Annotated in this window: 13 protein-coding genes; 5 read left to right on the top strand and 8 right to left on the bottom strand. The window is 31.0% G+C overall.

The features are described 5' to 3' along the window. Positions 1 to 87: 87 nt before the first annotated feature. The 4 genes from BM072_RS04950 to BM072_RS04935 all read right to left on the bottom strand — a co-directional run bounded on the left by BM072_RS04950 (position 88) and on the right by BM072_RS04935 (position 5636). Entirely contained in the window at positions 88 to 2364 is a 2277-nt protein-coding gene (locus BM072_RS04950) for a cation:proton antiporter (RefSeq protein ID WP_177190255.1), read from the bottom strand. 99 nt (positions 2365 to 2463) lie between these two features. After that, a complete protein-coding gene (locus tag BM072_RS04945) occupies positions 2464 to 3186 on the bottom strand; it encodes a LytR/AlgR family response regulator transcription factor (RefSeq protein WP_092907149.1) in 723 nt (240 codons plus the stop codon). Beyond that, positions 3155 to 3784, bottom strand: a complete 630-nt coding sequence (locus tag BM072_RS04940) for a sensor histidine kinase (RefSeq protein ID WP_245752059.1) — start codon at positions 3782 to 3784, stop codon at positions 3155 to 3157. Before BM072_RS04940 ends, BM072_RS04945 begins: the two co-directional genes overlap by 32 nt. A 229-nt stretch (positions 3785 to 4013) precedes the next feature. After that, complete coding sequence (locus BM072_RS04935; protein ID WP_092907307.1) at positions 4014 to 5636, bottom strand: ABC-F family ATP-binding cassette domain-containing protein; 1623 nt, start codon at positions 5634 to 5636, stop codon at positions 4014 to 4016. Positions 5637 to 5702: 66 nt separating this feature from the next. Here BM072_RS04935 and smpB point away from each other — a divergent pair, with 66 nt between their 5' ends. Both smpB and BM072_RS04925 read left to right on the top strand, forming a co-directional pair. Beyond that, complete coding sequence (gene smpB / locus BM072_RS04930) at positions 5703 to 6155, top strand: SsrA-binding protein SmpB (RefSeq protein ID WP_092907147.1); 453 nt, start codon at positions 5703 to 5705, stop codon at positions 6153 to 6155. A 55-nt stretch (positions 6156 to 6210) separates the two neighbouring features. Further along, complete coding sequence (locus tag BM072_RS04925) at positions 6211 to 7698, top strand: OmpA family protein (RefSeq protein WP_092907145.1); 1488 nt, start codon at positions 6211 to 6213, stop codon at positions 7696 to 7698. A 72-nt stretch (positions 7699 to 7770) separates the two neighbouring features. Here BM072_RS04925 and BM072_RS04920 read toward each other — a convergent pair whose 3' ends face one another. Next, a complete protein-coding gene (locus tag BM072_RS04920; protein WP_092907143.1) occupies positions 7771 to 9402 on the bottom strand; it encodes an ABC1 kinase family protein in 1632 nt (543 codons plus the stop codon). Positions 9403 to 9657: 255 nt separating this feature from the next. Here BM072_RS04920 and rpsA point away from each other — a divergent pair, with 255 nt between their 5' ends. From rpsA to BM072_RS04905, 3 genes are all read left to right on the top strand, one after another. Continuing rightward, positions 9658 to 11490 carry a 30S ribosomal protein S1 gene (gene rpsA, locus BM072_RS04915; RefSeq protein ID WP_092907141.1) on the top strand — a complete coding sequence of 611 codons (1833 nt, stop codon included), beginning with the start codon at positions 9658 to 9660 and terminating at the stop codon, positions 11488 to 11490. Between the two features lie 200 nt (positions 11491 to 11690). Then, positions 11691 to 12158 carry an Lrp/AsnC family transcriptional regulator gene (locus BM072_RS04910; RefSeq protein ID WP_221405163.1) on the top strand — a complete coding sequence of 156 codons (468 nt, stop codon included), beginning with the start codon at positions 11691 to 11693 and terminating at the stop codon, positions 12156 to 12158. Positions 12159 to 12174: 16 nt separating this feature from the next. Next, positions 12175 to 13188 (top strand): EamA family transporter, encoded by a 1014-nt coding sequence (locus tag BM072_RS04905; RefSeq protein WP_092907137.1) that lies wholly within the window; start codon positions 12175 to 12177, stop codon positions 13186 to 13188. A gap of 74 nt (positions 13189 to 13262) precedes the next feature. On the opposite strand, the gene BM072_RS04900 is transcribed toward BM072_RS04905, so the two are convergent. The 3 genes from BM072_RS04900 to ribB form a co-directional block, all read right to left on the bottom strand. After that, positions 13263 to 14177 (bottom strand): serine hydrolase domain-containing protein, encoded by a 915-nt coding sequence (locus tag BM072_RS04900; protein ID WP_092907135.1) that lies wholly within the window; start codon positions 14175 to 14177, stop codon positions 13263 to 13265. A 112-nt stretch (positions 14178 to 14289) separates the two neighbouring features. Beyond that, on the bottom strand, positions 14290 to 14799 hold the full coding sequence (locus BM072_RS04895) for a hypothetical protein (protein WP_092907133.1): 510 nt from the start codon (positions 14797 to 14799) through the stop codon (positions 14290 to 14292). A 99-nt stretch (positions 14800 to 14898) separates the two neighbouring features. Next, a complete protein-coding gene (gene ribB / locus BM072_RS04890; RefSeq protein ID WP_092907131.1) occupies positions 14899 to 16023 on the bottom strand; it encodes a 3,4-dihydroxy-2-butanone-4-phosphate synthase in 1125 nt (374 codons plus the stop codon). Between the last annotated feature and the right edge of the window lie 3 nt (positions 16024 to 16026).

Below are 16026 nucleotides of genomic sequence, written 5' to 3'. Positions count from 1 at the left end.
TATTAAGATAAAATAAATAAATCCAGCTCCAAAAGAGCTGGATTTATTGTTTAAAACCGAATTTAAATATATCCTTAATAAAAATTCCTATTCCGAAATAATCAATGTTGTAGGGACGTTTGCAATCCAAATACTTTTACTATCAACAAGATTTTTCCAACTTTCCATACTAATTAACATCAAATCCATTTGATTCAAAAAATCTTCATCTAAGGATTGTTTGTACGATAAACTGATATGATTTGGCGCAATATTTTCTATACTGCGTATAATTTCTTTCACTTCCGAATGACTTTTTGTGTAACCATTAACATCTACAATTATAATTTGAGCTTCGCTATTTGAGATTAATCGTTGCGCATATTTCAATAAATCAGCATCTTTATTTCCGAATAATGGAAGGAAAACTTTTTCTGCTTTCGTAAAATTTTTATCCAAAACAACACCAACCGGAATATTAGATTTGTTTAATAATTGTTTCGTTCTTTCGTTAAAAACCGAATGATCAAACATGTTTTCTCTTCCGGTAACTTGTTCAATTAAAATATCTGGATCAATAATTTTAGTTGTAAAACCTAAAATATTACCAAGTAAAGAGCCCGAATAAATAGAATTTCGAACGCCCATTAACATCAAATCATAATCGCCTTTTTGCGCGACATCTACAGTATCATGAACGATATCAGTAGAAATTTTGAACATTGTGGTAACATCTTGGTTTAATTCTTCGGAAACTTCAATAATTGGTTCAAAAATTTCTTTCTCTTTTTCCTCTAAATTAAAATGTTGCACTTCTATACTTTTCATCACATGAATTGCGGTAACCAACGAATTATCATCTTGATTTTTAACAAAACTATTTGCTATTCGTAATAATTCTGCGCCTTTTTCGGGAGTCTGAAAATCAATTAAAATTTTGTATTTCTGACTATTACTAATTTCGACTAATTCGTCTTCTGTTTTTTGTTTTCTAAAAATCCAATTGATAATATCCAACGCAGGTCCTGTCATAAAAGTTGTGACAAGCGCCATAATAACCATCATTGCAAAAACTTCTGGCGTTAAAACGCCTAAATCATATCCAATATTAAGCACAACTAATTCCATTAAACCTCTAGTATTCATCAAGGCGCCAATGGTCAAACTATCTTTCCATTTTTGACCAACAAATCGGGCGGCAATTGCGCTACCAACAAATTTTCCGACTACGGCAACTAGAATAATTAATCCTGCTGTTTTCCATAAATGTGGCGAATCTAATAAACCAATTTGTGTACGTAAACCTGTAAAAACAAAAAAGAGTGGAAGTAATAAAACAAGTGAAACATCTTCGATTTTCTCGATGAATAGATTTCTGAATTTTAGATTTTCAGGCATAATTGTTCCAGCTAAAAAAGCTCCAAATAAAGCATGAATTCCAATAATTTCGCTTAAATATGATGAAATAATCAAAACCAAAAAGAAAATTCCGATAATAGGTTTTGTTAATGTTGCTTTTGTAGAATGTACGTCTGCAATTCTTTTCAGAAATGGGCGAACAAAACGAATCATTGCAATTACATAAACCAATGCTAGTAAAATAACGTAAATAGAACTGATAAAAGAGCCTGCTTTTACAATTGCAATTACGGCAGCTAATAAACACCAAGCGGTGATGTCGTCTGCGGCGGCACAAGTAATAACAATAGAGCCTAAACGAGTTTTACTAATTCCGCGTTCTTGTACAATTCGTGCTAAAACCGGAAATGCTGTAATACTCATAGAAATCCCTATAAATAAGGCAAATGATAAGAAATTGATGCCTTCTGGCGCAAATTCCATATAGATTAATCCAGCTAAAGCTAAGCCTAATGTAAAAGGAATAATGATACTGGCATGGCTAATTACAATAGCGTCTTGCGCATTTTTTTTCAGTACTTTTAAATCTAATTCCATCCCAATTACATACATAAAAAGGATTAGTCCAATTTGACTGATAAACTCTAAATTGCCTAAAGATTCTTTTGGAAATAAATCGTTAAAAAATTCAGGAAAATACATTCCAATAAAAGAAGGTCCAAGAAAAATACCCGCAATAATTTCTCCGATAACAGTTGGTTGTCCAATTTTGTTAAAAATCCATCCAAAAACACGCGCAGTAAAAATAATCGTTACAATTTGCGCTAATAATATTGCAAGCGGATGACTAATATTATGTACAATACTATTAAGAAAATCTTTAAAATAATTGTTTTCTCCCGCAACATGCATCACATGTTTTGCAGTTTCCAATTCTTCTGCTTTCATCACGATGAAATACATCATTACCGAACAAAGTAATATGGTTACAATGTAGAAGATAGCGTTTCTTGTCGATTTGTTCATGGCGTAAATTTTTGTCAAAAATCTGAAATTAATTTACGAAAAATAGACTTGCTTTTTTAAAGAATCGTATAAATGTAATGAAACGGGATAATTTTGTAACTAAACGGAAATTTGCGCAATAAAATTAGCTTTATAAACCTCGCTTAGAACTAAATTAATCTCTTTATTTTCTTTTGATAAAATATCTAAAGTAATTTCTTCTGAATGAAAATATTTGATATGATGAATATTGATGATTTCTCGTTTGTTAATTCGTGCAAAATCTTCTGTTGGAAGAAGCTCGATTAAATGATCTAACGTGATATTTTTTAAGGTCAAATCTGATAAATCTTGGTAATAAACTAACTTATCTCGACTTTCTGAAGCAGAAGTTGTGATATAAAGAATTTGATTAAATTGTAGTAAAATTTTCCCTTTATCAGAGTTTAATTGTACATAAGAATTTTGTGCTGTAATAGTTGGTTGTAAACGTTTTTTTATTTTATCAATAGCTTGTGTTAAACGCTCTTTTTTGATTGGTTTTTGAATATAATCTGTCGCATCCAAATCAAAAGCATCAATTGCATATTCTTTGTATGCAGTTGCAAAAATAAAAGGTTTGTTGTTTAATAAATTAGCAACTTGTAAACCATTTATTTTAGGCATTTCTATATCTAGAATACAGAAATCAAATTCTAAATCATTAATCTCATTTATAAATAATTCTGGGTCAACAAAAGACTTTACAACTTCTATATTTTCGATTTGTTCGCAAAGCATTTTCAGGTATTTTAAACCCAATAACTCGTCATCAACTAGAATGCATTTTAGTGTAGAATTCATGTAAATTAATTTTTAGCTGTGCAACAAAAACATCTTGTTCGGCGATTTTAGAAAGTGAAAAATGACTTCCGTAAACCATTTTTAAACGATGTTCTAAAGACTGACTTCCGTGTCCGCTCGATTCCTTTTTTAAACTATTTCGTTGCGAAATTTTATTGATAACTTGTATTTGAAATGATTTATCGTTCAGCTCTATAACAATTTTTATAAATGAATTGGCTTGTTGAAAATCGGTATGTTTAAAGGCGTTTTCAATAAAATCAATACTGATTAAAGGTGCAATAATTTTTTCTTGATAAAAACTAGATTGTTCATCGATTTTTGTTTTGACTTGAAAGTCAAACAGTGGACTAACTTTTACTTTATTAATCTCGATAAAATTTTTTGTAAAGTCAATTTCATCTTTTACGGTTACAAAATTAGCTTTGCTTTCGTATAAAATATAATCCAACACATTTGCCAATTTATCAATTGTATAAAAGGTTTGATATGCATTTGATTGAATTGAATTAAGTATGTTTTTGAATAAATGCGGATTTAATTTTGCTTCGTAATTTTCTAATTTCAATTCATCAACTTTAGTCGATAAATTATCCATTCGTTGTGTTTGTAAATTATTTAATTTTTTTTCTGTTTTTAGTGAATTGATTAAATAGGTTGACATGATGATTAAAAAAATAATCAAAGCTATAATTAGATAAAGTAAAATTGATGGAATTGAAATCATAATGGCTAAAATTCGAATCAAAGTTAATCTTTTTTGGGTATAAAAAAATCCAGATTGTTTGCACAATCTGGATTTTGGTATTTTCTATGTTAAAAAGAAATTAAGCGTAATATTTAGCTTTTAATTCTTTTACTTTATCGTCAGATAAAAATTCATCGTACGTCATGTAACGATCAATAATTCCGTTTGGTGTTAACTCGATAATACGGTTACAAGTCGTTTCAATTAACTCATGATCATGAGATCCCATTAAAACTGTTCCTTTAAAGTTAACCAAAGAGTTATTTAAAGCTGTAATCGATTCTAAGTCTAAGTGACCTGTTGGCTCGTCTAATAATAATACGTTTGCACGTAATAACATCATGCGAGAGAACATACAACGCATTTTTTCTCCTCCTGATAAAACAGAAGATTTTTTTAATGCTTCGTCACCCGAAAATAACATTTTTCCTAAGAAACCACGCATAAATTCTTCGTGACGTTCGTCGTCAGATTCTGTATATTGACGTAACCAATCTACTAAATTGATGTCTTCTTTAAAAAAATCTGTGTTATCTAATGGTAAATAAGCTTGTGTTGTTGTAATACCCCAATTTACTTCGCCAGTATCTGGTTTCGCTTGACCTGAAAGAATTTCGAAAAATTGAGAAATTGCTTTCGAGTTTTTAGAGAATACACCAACTTTATCTCCTTTTCTTAAGTTTAAGTGAACATCTTTAAATAAAGTTTCACCATCAACAGATGCAGATAAGTTTTCTACTTCTAAGATTTGATCACCAGCTTCGCGAGATTGATCCCAAATAATTGCGGGATATCGACGAGATGATGGTTTAATATCTTCGATGTTTAACTTCTCAATCATCTTTTTACGAGATGTTGTTTGTTTTGCTTTCGCAACGTTAGAAGAGAAACGAGCAATAAAGTCTTGTAACTCTTTCTTCTTTTCTTCTGCTTTCTTGTTTTGTTGCGCTCTTTGCTTTGCAGCTAATTGCGAAGACTCGTACCAGAAAGTATAATTACCAGAATATAAGTTTAATTTAGAGAAATCTAAATCACAGATATGTGTACAAACTGCGTCTAAAAAGTGACGGTCGTGAGATACAACAATTACTGTGTTTTCAAAATTACCTAAGAAATCCTCTAACCAAGAAATTGTATTTACATCCAACTCATTGGTAGGCTCATCTAAGATTAATACATCAGGATTTCCAAATAAAGCTTGCGCAATCAAAATACGTACTTTTGCTTTATTATCTAAATCTCCCATTAATGTATAGTGCAAATCTGTCTCGATCCCTACGTTAGATAATAATGTAGATGCATCAGATTCTGCATTCCAACCATTCATTTCTTCAAATTCAACGCCAAGCTCTCCAGCTTTTATACCGTCTTCTTCAGAAAAATCTGGTTTTGCATACAAAGCGTCCATACGTTCTTTAATATCGTATAAAACTTTGTTTCCACGTAAAACAGTGTCTAAAACTGTATATTCGTCGTATTTAAAGTGATTCTGTTCTAAGACAGACATACGTTTTCCTTTTTCTAAACTTACTTGTCCAGAAGTAGGATCGATTTCACCTGATAGTATTTTTAAAAATGTAGATTTACCTGCTCCATTAGCACCTATTATTCCATAACAGTTGCCATTTGCAAATTTTATATTAACTTCGTCGAAAAGTATTCGCTTTCCGAATTGAAGTGATAAATTAGAAACATTTAACATAATTTTTGGTATGATGTTTGTTTGACCTTCCGGCAAAGTTACAAATTTTAATTGGAATAAAATAAAGTGCAAAAAGAAGTTACAATTAAGAATAAGCGCGCCAGGTTTGAATATGAATTAATGGATTCATACGATGCCGGCATCCAGTTGTTTGGAACTGAAATTAAATCAATCCGTATGGGAAAGGCTTCTATTACAGAAAGTTTTTGCCAAATGAAGAACGGAGAACTCTATATCATTAATATGTTTATAGACGAATATGATTGGGGTACATACTTTAATCATAAAACAAGAAGAGACCGAAAACTTTTATTGCAAAAATCTGAATTACGTAAATTAGAGCGTAAAACAAAAGAAACAGGATTGACAATTGTAGCTACAACGCTTTATATAAACAACAATGGGTTGGCTAAATTGAAAATCTATTTGGCAAAAGGAAAGAAACTTTTTGACAAAAGAAACACAATAAAAGGAAAAGATTTGAAAAGAGATTTGGATAGAATGGTAAAGAATTCTTAAATTTGTCTTATTATTGTATAAAATTAAATATATTTAAAACGCTAAATATTTGATAATGAAAAAGTTTAATCTATTATTGTCTGCAGTAGTGTTATTCCTAGCGGGTAACTCTTTTGTTGATGCTCAAAATTCTAAGAATCCTTGGGCAATTACAGTTGGTGCTCACGCAGTTGATCACAACTCGGCGACTGGTCCATTTAACCAGTATTTTAAAACAGATAATTGGGATATCGTTCCACCGTTATCTAAATTATCTATCATCCGTAACTTAAACAGATCTTTTGATGTTGATTTAACTGCTTCTGTTGGTGAAGTTGATAACAACAGATTAGCTATTAAAGATGAATTATTCATCAACGCTGGTTTAGGATTACGTTATAAATTAGCTAATGGTTACATTTTAGGTGAGGATTCTTGGTTTGATCCATACGTACGTGTTGGTGCTAACTACCACAGATATGATTACACAGGATTAGCTTTCCCATTAACAGCTTACTACGGTAACGAAAATGGAGGAACTTACCAATTAACAGAAGTTGAAGATTTAGAAAAAAATCATTTTACAATTTCTGCAGGAGCAGGGGTTAACTTTTGGTTTACTAAAAACTTCGGTTTAAACGTTGCTTCTGATTATAACTGGTTACCAGCTTATGGAGGAAACAATTATTTTGACTTCTTTCAACACACAGTTGGTGTAACTTTCCGTTTCGGAAAACAAGATAGAGATAACGATGGTATTGCAGATGACGAAGATGCATGTCCAGATACTCCAGGTATTGCTACAGGAGATCCAGCTACAAATGGATGTCCAGATACAGATGGTGATGGAATCTTTGATAAAGATGATGCTTGTCCAACAGAATTTGGTTTAGCTGAATTCCAAGGTTGTCCAGATACAGATGGTGATGGTGTTCCAGATAAAGATGATGCTTGTCCTACAGTTGCAGGTCCAGTAGAAAATAATGGATGTCCTTGGCCAGATACAGATGGTGATGGAATCTTAGATAAAGATGATGAATGTCCAACAGAATTTGGTTTAGCTGAGTTTAATGGATGTCCAGATACAGACGGAGACGGTATTCCAGATAAAGATGATGCTTGTCCAACAGTTAAAGGACCAAAAGAAAACAACGGATGTCCATGGACAGAAGTTCACGTAGCAAAACGTTTATCTAACATTTTATTCGAATATAACTCTGATAAAATTGTTCCTTCTTCTTATGAAGATGTACGTGTAGCTGCTCAAATTTTAAATTCTGATGATTTAAAAGCGAAAAACTTCTACATTGACGGACATGCTGATCAAAGAGGTAAAGATGCTTACAACAAAACATTATCTTTAAAACGTGCTCAAGCATTAGTTAATATTTTAGCTGAAAGAGGTGGAGTTGATAAAGCTCGTTTAACTGCTCGTGGTTTAGGAAAAACACAATTGTTATGTACTGAAAACACAGAAGAGTGTTACCAAAGAAACAGACGTGTTGAAGTATTACCTAGAACAGCGGTAGTTACAGAAACTAAAGTTATCAAAAAGAAAAAATAATTCTTTAAAACGATAATATACAAAAATAGCCACCTCATTGAGGTGGCTTTTTTATTTTGGTATAATTTATAATTATTTCTTTCTAAAAACTAATATTATAATACAACCAGCAGTAAAAACAGAAAGTAAATAGCCCACCCACGAAAGTAGTGGCATATCTAAAATCATTGGGCGAACATTTGTATTTGCCAACATACTTGCTCCAATTCCGAAAGCTAAAGTAAGAATGGCTAAAACCAGTTTATTAATACTGTCTTTCATTAACTTTTCGATATGATCAATTTCATTGATTTTAAAATTCATGGCTAATTTATCATGATTTATTTTCTCAATTAACTTCAACGTATCTTCTGGCAAATCATTAATTAAATCTTGAACATCTTTCAGATTATCAATTGCTTTTTTACTCAAATATTTTGGATGAAATTTTTGGCGCGCCAATTTTATCGCATACGGACGCATAGATCGTTGTACATTAAGATCAGCGTGTAATTGTTGTCCAATACCTTCTATCAGCGCAATTCCGCGCATCAAAATGTACACATATTCGGGCAACAAAACATGGTTGTTATGTAGTATATGATTAAATTTTTTGATGATAACTTGTACTTCAATTGTGTCAACTGTATTATATTCTAAGTAATCAAAAATATCTGCAATATCACGTTCCAACTGTTTTTCGTTGTCGATAAAATGTTTTATCGCCATTTTTTTGAGCGAGCGAACAATTCGTTTTGGATTTTTGAGTCCAAAATCAATCACAACATTTTCTAAAGCTTCTTTTTCATTAATTGCTAAAATTCCCATCGATCCAAAATCAATAAAAACAGTGCGTCCATCTTTTAGAATAAAAATATTTCCGGGATGAGGATCTGCATGAAAAAATCCATCTTCTAACAATTGTTTCAAATAAATATCAAAACCTTTTTGCACAATTTTTTTAGGATCTAAACCTAATTCTTGCAATTTTTCGACGTCATTTACTTTGTATCCATCAATAAATTCCATGCAAAGAAAATTATTGTTCGAGTAATCTGGATAAGTTTTTGGGACATAAACATCTTTACTATTTTCAAAATTTTTTCTGAAACGTTCTATGTTTTGTAATTCGTTTGTTAGTGAAAGTTCTTTTATGATTGAGTTTTCAAATGATTTCTCGATTTCGGAAACAAATAATTTTTGAAGTTTTTCGTATTTTTTTTCTAGAAAATGAATAATGTCGCGAATCAGCGCTAAATCAGATTCGATGATTTTCTGAATATTAGAACGTTTTACTTTAAAAATAACTTCTTCGCCATTTAATAAAGTTGCGCGGTAAACTTGCGAAATACTTGCTGCGGCAAAAGGAAGTTCGTCTATTGTTAAAAAATGTTCGTCAGGATTTATGTCAAATTCATCTTTTATTTTTTGTCTAATGTCTATTTCTTCGGGCGGTACATTGTCTTGTAATTTTTTTAATTCTTCGATCAAAGCTTCGGGAACCAAATCTTTTCGGTTGCTTAATAATTGCCCAAATTTGATGTAAGTTGGTCCTAATTCTTCTAAAACTAATCTAAATCGTTGATTAAAATTGGCGTTAAAAATTTCGTTTGTTGGTTCGTTGTGTAAAAAATCGCTTCCGCGAGATAAAATTTCTTCGAAACCATATTTGGATAAGACACTTACTATTTTAGAAAATCGTTTTAGTTTTTTTAAACTATCCATAAAATATAAATTGGAGTTGATGACAAGTTACAAATAAACGAAAGAGATTTTTTGAATAAATCTGTTATAATATATTTGATTTCTTGATGTTAAAGCTAAAAAGATGCCAAATAATTAAATATTATTTATATATTTGCACTCGCTAAAATGGTTTAGGAATCAAGCGATTAATTATTAAGTTAAACAACTCTCCATCATATATTTGCATTTTGATGATTCCAGAATAAATTTGATAGAGATACAAATTTTTAGAAAATGTCTAAAGAAACAAAACAAGAGGAAGTACAAGAAGTAATTCTTAATGCTCCTGTAGTAGATGCGTCTGCTAACGAAAACGTAGCACCAGAATCTTTTGATTGGGAATCTTTCGAATCAGGATTAAATGAAGCTGATCGTAAAGAGAAAGCTGAATTAGAGCAAATGTATGACACAACTTTAGAAGAACTACATGAAAATGAAGTTTTCAAAGGACAAGTTGTACGTATTACTGATAAAGAAGCTATCGTTGATATCAACTTCAAATCAGAAGGTGTAATTTCATTAAACGAATTCCGTTATAACCAAGATTTAAAAGTTGGTGATATAGTTGAGGTAATGGTTGACCAACGTGAAGACAAAAACGGTCAATTAATCTTATCTCACAAAAAAGCGCGTACATTAAACGCTTGGGATGCTGTTAATAAAGCACATGATTCTCAAGAAATTGTTAACGGTTACATCAAAGCTCGTACGAAAGGAGGTATGATTGTTGACGTATTTGGAATCGAAGCTTTCTTACCAGGTTCTCAAATCGATGTTAAACCAATCCGTGATTACGAACAATTCGTAGGAAAAACTATGGAATTCAAAGTTGTTAAAATCAACCCAGAATTTAAAAACGTAGTAGTTTCTCACAAAGCGTTAATCGAGGCAGATATTGAAGTTCAAAAGAAAGAAATCGTTGCTCAATTAGAGAAAGGACAAGTATTAGAAGGTGAAGTTAAAAACATCACATCTTACGGTGTATTCGTAGACTTAGGAGGTGTTGACGGTTTAATCCACATTACTGACTTATCTTGGTCTCGTATCAACCACCCTTCTGAGATTTTAGAAGATGGACAAAAAATTAACGTTGTAATCTTAGATTTCGACGAAGATAAATCTCGTATCCAATTAGGTATTAAACAATTAGAAGCTCATCCATGGGATGCTTTAAATGCTGACTTAAAAGTTGGTGATAAAGTAAAAGGTAAAGTAGTTGTTTTAGCTGATTACGGTGCATTCGTAGAGGTTGCTCCAGGTGTTGAAGGCTTAATCCACGTTTCTGAAATGTCATGGTCAACTCACTTACGTTCTGCTCAAGATTTCGTAAAAGTTGGTGATGAAGTAGAAGCAGTAGTTTTAACTTTAGACAGAGAAGAAAGAAAAATGTCTTTAGGTATCAAACAATTAACTCCAGATCCTTGGACTGATATTACAACTAAATACCCTGTAGGTTCTACTCACAAAGGTAAAGTTCGTAATTTCACAAACTTCGGTGTATTCGTAGAATTAGAAGAAGGTGTTGACGGATTAATCTACATTTCTGACTTATCTTGGACTAAGAAAATCAAACACCCATCAGAATTCTGTGCGGTTGATGATATCTTAGACGTAGTAGTTTTAGAATTAGACGTAGAAGCTCGTCGTTTGTCTTTAGGTCACAAACAATTAACTGATAATCCTTGGGATCAATACGAAGGTAAATACGCTGTAGGAACAACTCATACAGGTACTGCTGTTGACGTATTTGACAAAGGAGCTACAATCCAATTTGAAGATGCTGATGTTGAAGCTTTCGCTCCAGCTCGTACTTTAGAGAAAGAAGATGGTTCTCGTGTTAAGAAAGGAGAAGAAACTTCTTTCAAAGTGATCGAATTCAACAAAGAATTCCGTCGTGTAGTAGTTTCTCATACATCAACTTTCCGTGAGGAAGATGTTAAGATTGAGAAATCAAACAACAATAATAACAACAACAATAACTCTAATAACACAATCGAAACTTCTACTTTAGGAGATATCGATTCATTAGCAGAATTGAAAAAGAAAATGGAAGAAGGAGGAAACTAATTCTCTAACCGAAATTTTTTAAAATAATAAGCTGTCCATTTTTGGGCAGCTTTTTTTATTTTGTAGATACTGATCATATCAAATCATATTTTTTGAATATTATTAGTAAATAAAAAACATATCACGAATAATGTACATTTTTGAATAATTATTTTGAATATTATTCAAAAACACCTAATTTTGCACTCGAAATGGAAAAGATAGAATACAATTTAGATGCTACCGATTTGAAAATCATGCGATTAATGCAAGATAATGCACGTATTAATAATGCAGATATCGCAAGAGAATTGGGAATGGCACCTTCAGGAATTTTAGAACGCGTAAAAAAGCTTGAAAACAAAAATGTGATTATTGCTTATCATGCCAAAATAAATCCTGTTGCAGTTGGACAAAAATTACTTTCGTTCATTTTTATAAAAACGATAGATATTATTGGCGACGAAACCGTAGGAAGACAATTAGCAGAAATTCCAGAAGTTTTAGAAGTTCATGATATTGCTGGTGAAGACGGTTATTTGATAAAAGTTAGAACAAGCGATTCTGAAGGTTTGGTAGAGCTAATGAGACAACATCTAAGTAAAATTGGCGGAATTACATCTACACGAACAACAATTGTACTACAAACCATAAAAGAAGAACAGAATATCGTTATACCAACGGTTTAATAAAATTTAGATTGCAATGAAAGGAAGTCAACCAAGTAAAATGCTAATTATACTAGCTTATTTCGTGGTTTATGTAGTTTGGGGATCAACTTATTTTTTTATAGACAAAGCTTTACATGGATTTAGCCCGTTTATTTTAGGTTCGTTTCGTTTTATCGCGGCGAGTACTTTATTAATGGGATATTGTAAAATGAGAGGTTACAAGTTGTGGAATAAACAGATTGTAAAACAATGTATGTTTACAGGTTTTATGCTTTTGTTTATTGATATGGCTGGTATTATTTGGTCCGAACAATTTTTACCAAGCGGAATTGTCGCTATTATGGCAGCTTCGGCAGCTATATGGTTTATCGTTTTAGATAAACCGAAATGGAAACAAAATTTCTCTAGTTTGCCTACTATTTTAGGTGTTATTTTAGGATTTTTAGGTGTTTTGATGTTGTTTTACGAACAAACAACTTCTACGCATGTAAATCCAGAACAACAATTTTTGAATACAATAGGAATGATTGTTTTGATTATTTGTGCCATTGCTTGGACATTGGGCTCTTTATATTCTAAACATATCTCAGACAAGCAAAAAAAGGATGTTGTAAAACCAAAACAAGATTTACACATTATGGTTAAAACAGCTTGGCAAATGATAACTGCTGGCGTTTTGTTTAATACCGTTGCAATGTTAAATGGCGAATATGCTCGATTTGAATTGAGTAACGTAACAACCGAAGATTGGTTATCTATGGCTTATCTTACAACGTTTGGCTCTATTTTAGCCTTCGGTTCGTATGTTTGGTTATTGCAAGTTCGTCCCGCTGTAGAAGTTTCTACTTATGCCTACGTTAACCCAATTGTGGCCGTTGCATTAAGTTATTTCTTTTCGGATGATGTGGTAACACATTTACAGATTTATGGATTAGGCGTAATTTTATTTAGTGTTCTATTAATGAATTGGAACCTTTATAAAAATACCAAAATCGTCCAAAAAATCTTACACTTTGTTAGTGAAAAGCGTTTTACTAGCGCTCATTAAATATTATGATTGATTTAAAAGAAAAAGCAGCTCAAGTAATTGAACTGCTTTTTTTTGTTTAATAGTTATATTTTTTAATCATTTAGAATCATAGCGATTGCCTCTGAAATCTCAATAATTTTTCCATTATAATTATTGTCTAAAAGAATTATTGTAAACTTTTTTTCAATATTCGAATAGATTATTGCTTCATAATTTCCTGCTCTACCATCATGTATATGTTGAATTAATTTCGTTTTACTAAATTTAGCTTGCCCTAAAGCAGATTGAGTTTCTGGTAAAGCAAAGTGTTGTCCAAGTTCATAAATTGATTTTTTGTTAATTACCTTTTTATTGTATAGACAGCTTGACCATTTTAATAAATCCGAAGTTGTGATGTAAGTACCTCCAGTTATTGGTAAATCAGGTTTGTCTTGTACTAAAGTTGCATTGTATCCTTTCGCAATATTTTCTTCAGTTTGGAATGGTGTTAATAATGCAGAAGATAGATTACATGTGTTAAATATATATTTTTCTACATAATCTTTATAAGGCATTTTAGTTATTCTATCGATTATGAATTGTCTTAAAAATATATTATTGTTGTTATAATCATAGTTTGTTCCAGGTTCAAAATCAAGGGTGTCAATTTGCATTAATCCATCATACAAATCTTTGTCGTTTTTAATACTTTTCCAATTAACATTTGGTATTCCGCTTGAGTATTGCAATAAATCTTTAATAGTAACTTTATTTGCCCATTTTGGTAATTCTGGTAAAAATTTTGATACAGTATCATTCAATTTTAACTTACCTTTTTCTTTTAACTGCATTAGAGCAACTGCACTAAATTCTTTTGTTATAGAACCAATATTAAATCTGTAATTTGTTGTTAAATTGTTTATTTTTTTCTCATCAGTATAGCCAAATGATTTGTCGTAGATAATTTTATTATTTTTAGAAACAAGAACATTACCATTAAAAACACCTGTTTTACTTGAGTATTTCATTATCGAATCAATTTGATTTATTTCCTTAGTTTGTGCTTTTCCTTCGTTTATAAAAATTGAGAGAAAAATACTAATTGATAATATTAGTTTGATGTAGAACATTTTTATTTTTTTATAGAATAATACCTCCTTTACCTAAGTAGGTTAGTTTTGAATTTTTGTAAAACTCTGATAAATTATCATGATTTAAAAGTGTACTTTTTATTTCGATATAGTATAACCTAGGATTGTTTAGACATACAGTATCTATATCTTTTATGCATGAAGAATTTAACCAAAAACTAAATCTTTTTATATTTTCTGGAAGATTAGAGTTGATTTCTATTAAATTTCTAAAAAAATAAGTACGAGAAATTTTATCTGAGTTGTTATATAATGGAAATAATAAATTATTAGAAATTAACATATTCATTACTGCATTATCTTCTGTTGAAATTGTATCTTCTTTATATGTGTAAAAATTTTCGCTTAAATATTTTATCTTATTTTTAGATTTTTTATATTCTTGTTCTACATATTTATTTTCAAAATGCTCTTCAGCCCATTTTTTATCTTGTGATTGAGCAAACGTTAATATAAAACCAAATTGTATAAATAAAAGCGTAAAAAGATATTTTATCATATTATCAATTTGAATAAAAATACGATATAATTGATTTAAAAATAAAAAAATCCGTTCAAAATTTTTTGAACGGATTTTATATATAAAGATCTTATTTTTTTATAATTGAGAACATTTCACAATCTCCAAACCATATTGCGTAGTATGTGGTTCTTCTGGTTTACGTGTAATTAAATTCATTTTCTGAATACCTAAATCTTTGATAATTTGAGAACCAATTCCGTGGTCTTTTTCATCAGCAGGTAAAACACCCGATTTAGATTTTCCTTCAGAAAAGCTTTTAAAAATCTCTAATTTTTGTTCTACTAATTCAGAATTCTGAATATTATTGATAAAAATAATAACACCTTTTCCTTCTTCATTAATAATATTCATTGCTTTTTCTAACAAAGGAGTTTCGCCATTTTGCAACGCGCTAAATAAATCGTAATAACTATTTGTAGATTTTACACGAACCGGAACAACATCTTCTTTTGTCCATTTTCCTTTTGTTAACGCAAAATGTACTTGACTGTTATTGGTTTGTTGATAAGCTACTAATTCGTACTCACCATATTTAGTTTTTGCAGGAAATTGCTCAATTCTTTTTACTAAAGATTCGTTTTCTAATCGATAAGCGATTAAATCCTCAATAGAAACAATTTTAAGATCAAATTTCTTGGCAATATCTAATAATTCAGGAAGACGAGCCATTTCGCCATCTTCTTTCAGAATTTCTACAATACAACCCGCAGGATAATGACCAGCCATGCGCGCCAAATCTACAGCCGCTTCTGTATGTCCCATGCGCACCAAAACACCACCATCTTTCGAAATAAGTGGAAAAATGTGTCCTGGTTTACCTAAATCATCTGGGTTTGTATCTTCATTGATTAAAGCTTGTATTGTTTTTGATCTATCCGAAGCAGAAATACCAGTTGTACATCCGTGTCCTTGTAAATCGACAGAAACGGTAAAGTTAGTTTCGTAAATCGCTGTATTGTGTCCAACCATTAAGTCAAGACCTAATGCTTTACATCTTTGTTGTGTAAGTGGTGTACAAACTAAACCGCGTCCGTGTGTAACCATAAAATTGATTACTTCTGGCGTTGCAAATTCGGCTATACATAGGAAATCTCCTTCATTTTCACGATCTTCATCGTCAACAACAATGATAACTTTTCCTTGTTTTAGGTCTTCTAAAGCTTCTGAAATTGTGTTTAATTGAGATGATATTTTTTCCATTTT

It is taken from the genome of Algoriella xinjiangensis, assembly GCF_900115015.1.
Classification (GTDB): Bacteria; Bacteroidota; Bacteroidia; order Flavobacteriales; family Weeksellaceae; genus Empedobacter; species Empedobacter xinjiangensis.
Note: the sequence above shows the minus strand (reverse complement) of the source record. Positions and strands in the feature narration are given on the sequence as shown.

Excerpts from the sequence above, each read along its gene's own strand:
- BM072_RS04940 (WP_245752059.1), bottom strand. The coding sequence starts at position 3,784 with ATGGATAATTTATCGACTAAAGTTGATGAATTGAAATTAGAAAATTAC.
- BM072_RS04925 (WP_092907145.1), top strand. The coding sequence starts at position 6,211 with ATGAAAAAGTTTAATCTATTATTGTCTGCAGTAGTGTTATTCCTAGCG.
- BM072_RS04895 (WP_092907133.1), bottom strand. The coding sequence starts at position 14,799 with ATGATAAAATATCTTTTTACGCTTTTATTTATACAATTTGGTTTTATA.
- BM072_RS04935 (WP_092907307.1), bottom strand. The coding sequence starts at position 5,636 with ATGTTAAATGTTTCTAATTTATCACTTCAATTCGGAAAGCGAATACTT.
- BM072_RS04905 (WP_092907137.1), top strand. The coding sequence starts at position 12,175 with ATGAAAGGAAGTCAACCAAGTAAAATGCTAATTATACTAGCTTATTTC.
- BM072_RS04945 (WP_092907149.1), bottom strand. The coding sequence starts at position 3,186 with ATGAATTCTACACTAAAATGCATTCTAGTTGATGACGAGTTATTGGGT.
- BM072_RS04920 (WP_092907143.1), bottom strand. The coding sequence starts at position 9,402 with ATGGATAGTTTAAAAAAACTAAAACGATTTTCTAAAATAGTAAGTGTC.
- ribB (WP_092907131.1), bottom strand. The coding sequence starts at position 16,023 with ATGGAAAAAATATCATCTCAATTAAACACAATTTCAGAAGCTTTAGAA.
- BM072_RS04900 (WP_092907135.1), bottom strand. The coding sequence starts at position 14,177 with ATGAAATACTCAAGTAAAACAGGTGTTTTTAATGGTAATGTTCTTGTT.
- BM072_RS04950 (WP_177190255.1), bottom strand. The coding sequence starts at position 2,364 with ATGAACAAATCGACAAGAAACGCTATCTTCTACATTGTAACCATATTA.
- rpsA (WP_092907141.1), top strand. The coding sequence starts at position 9,658 with ATGTCTAAAGAAACAAAACAAGAGGAAGTACAAGAAGTAATTCTTAAT.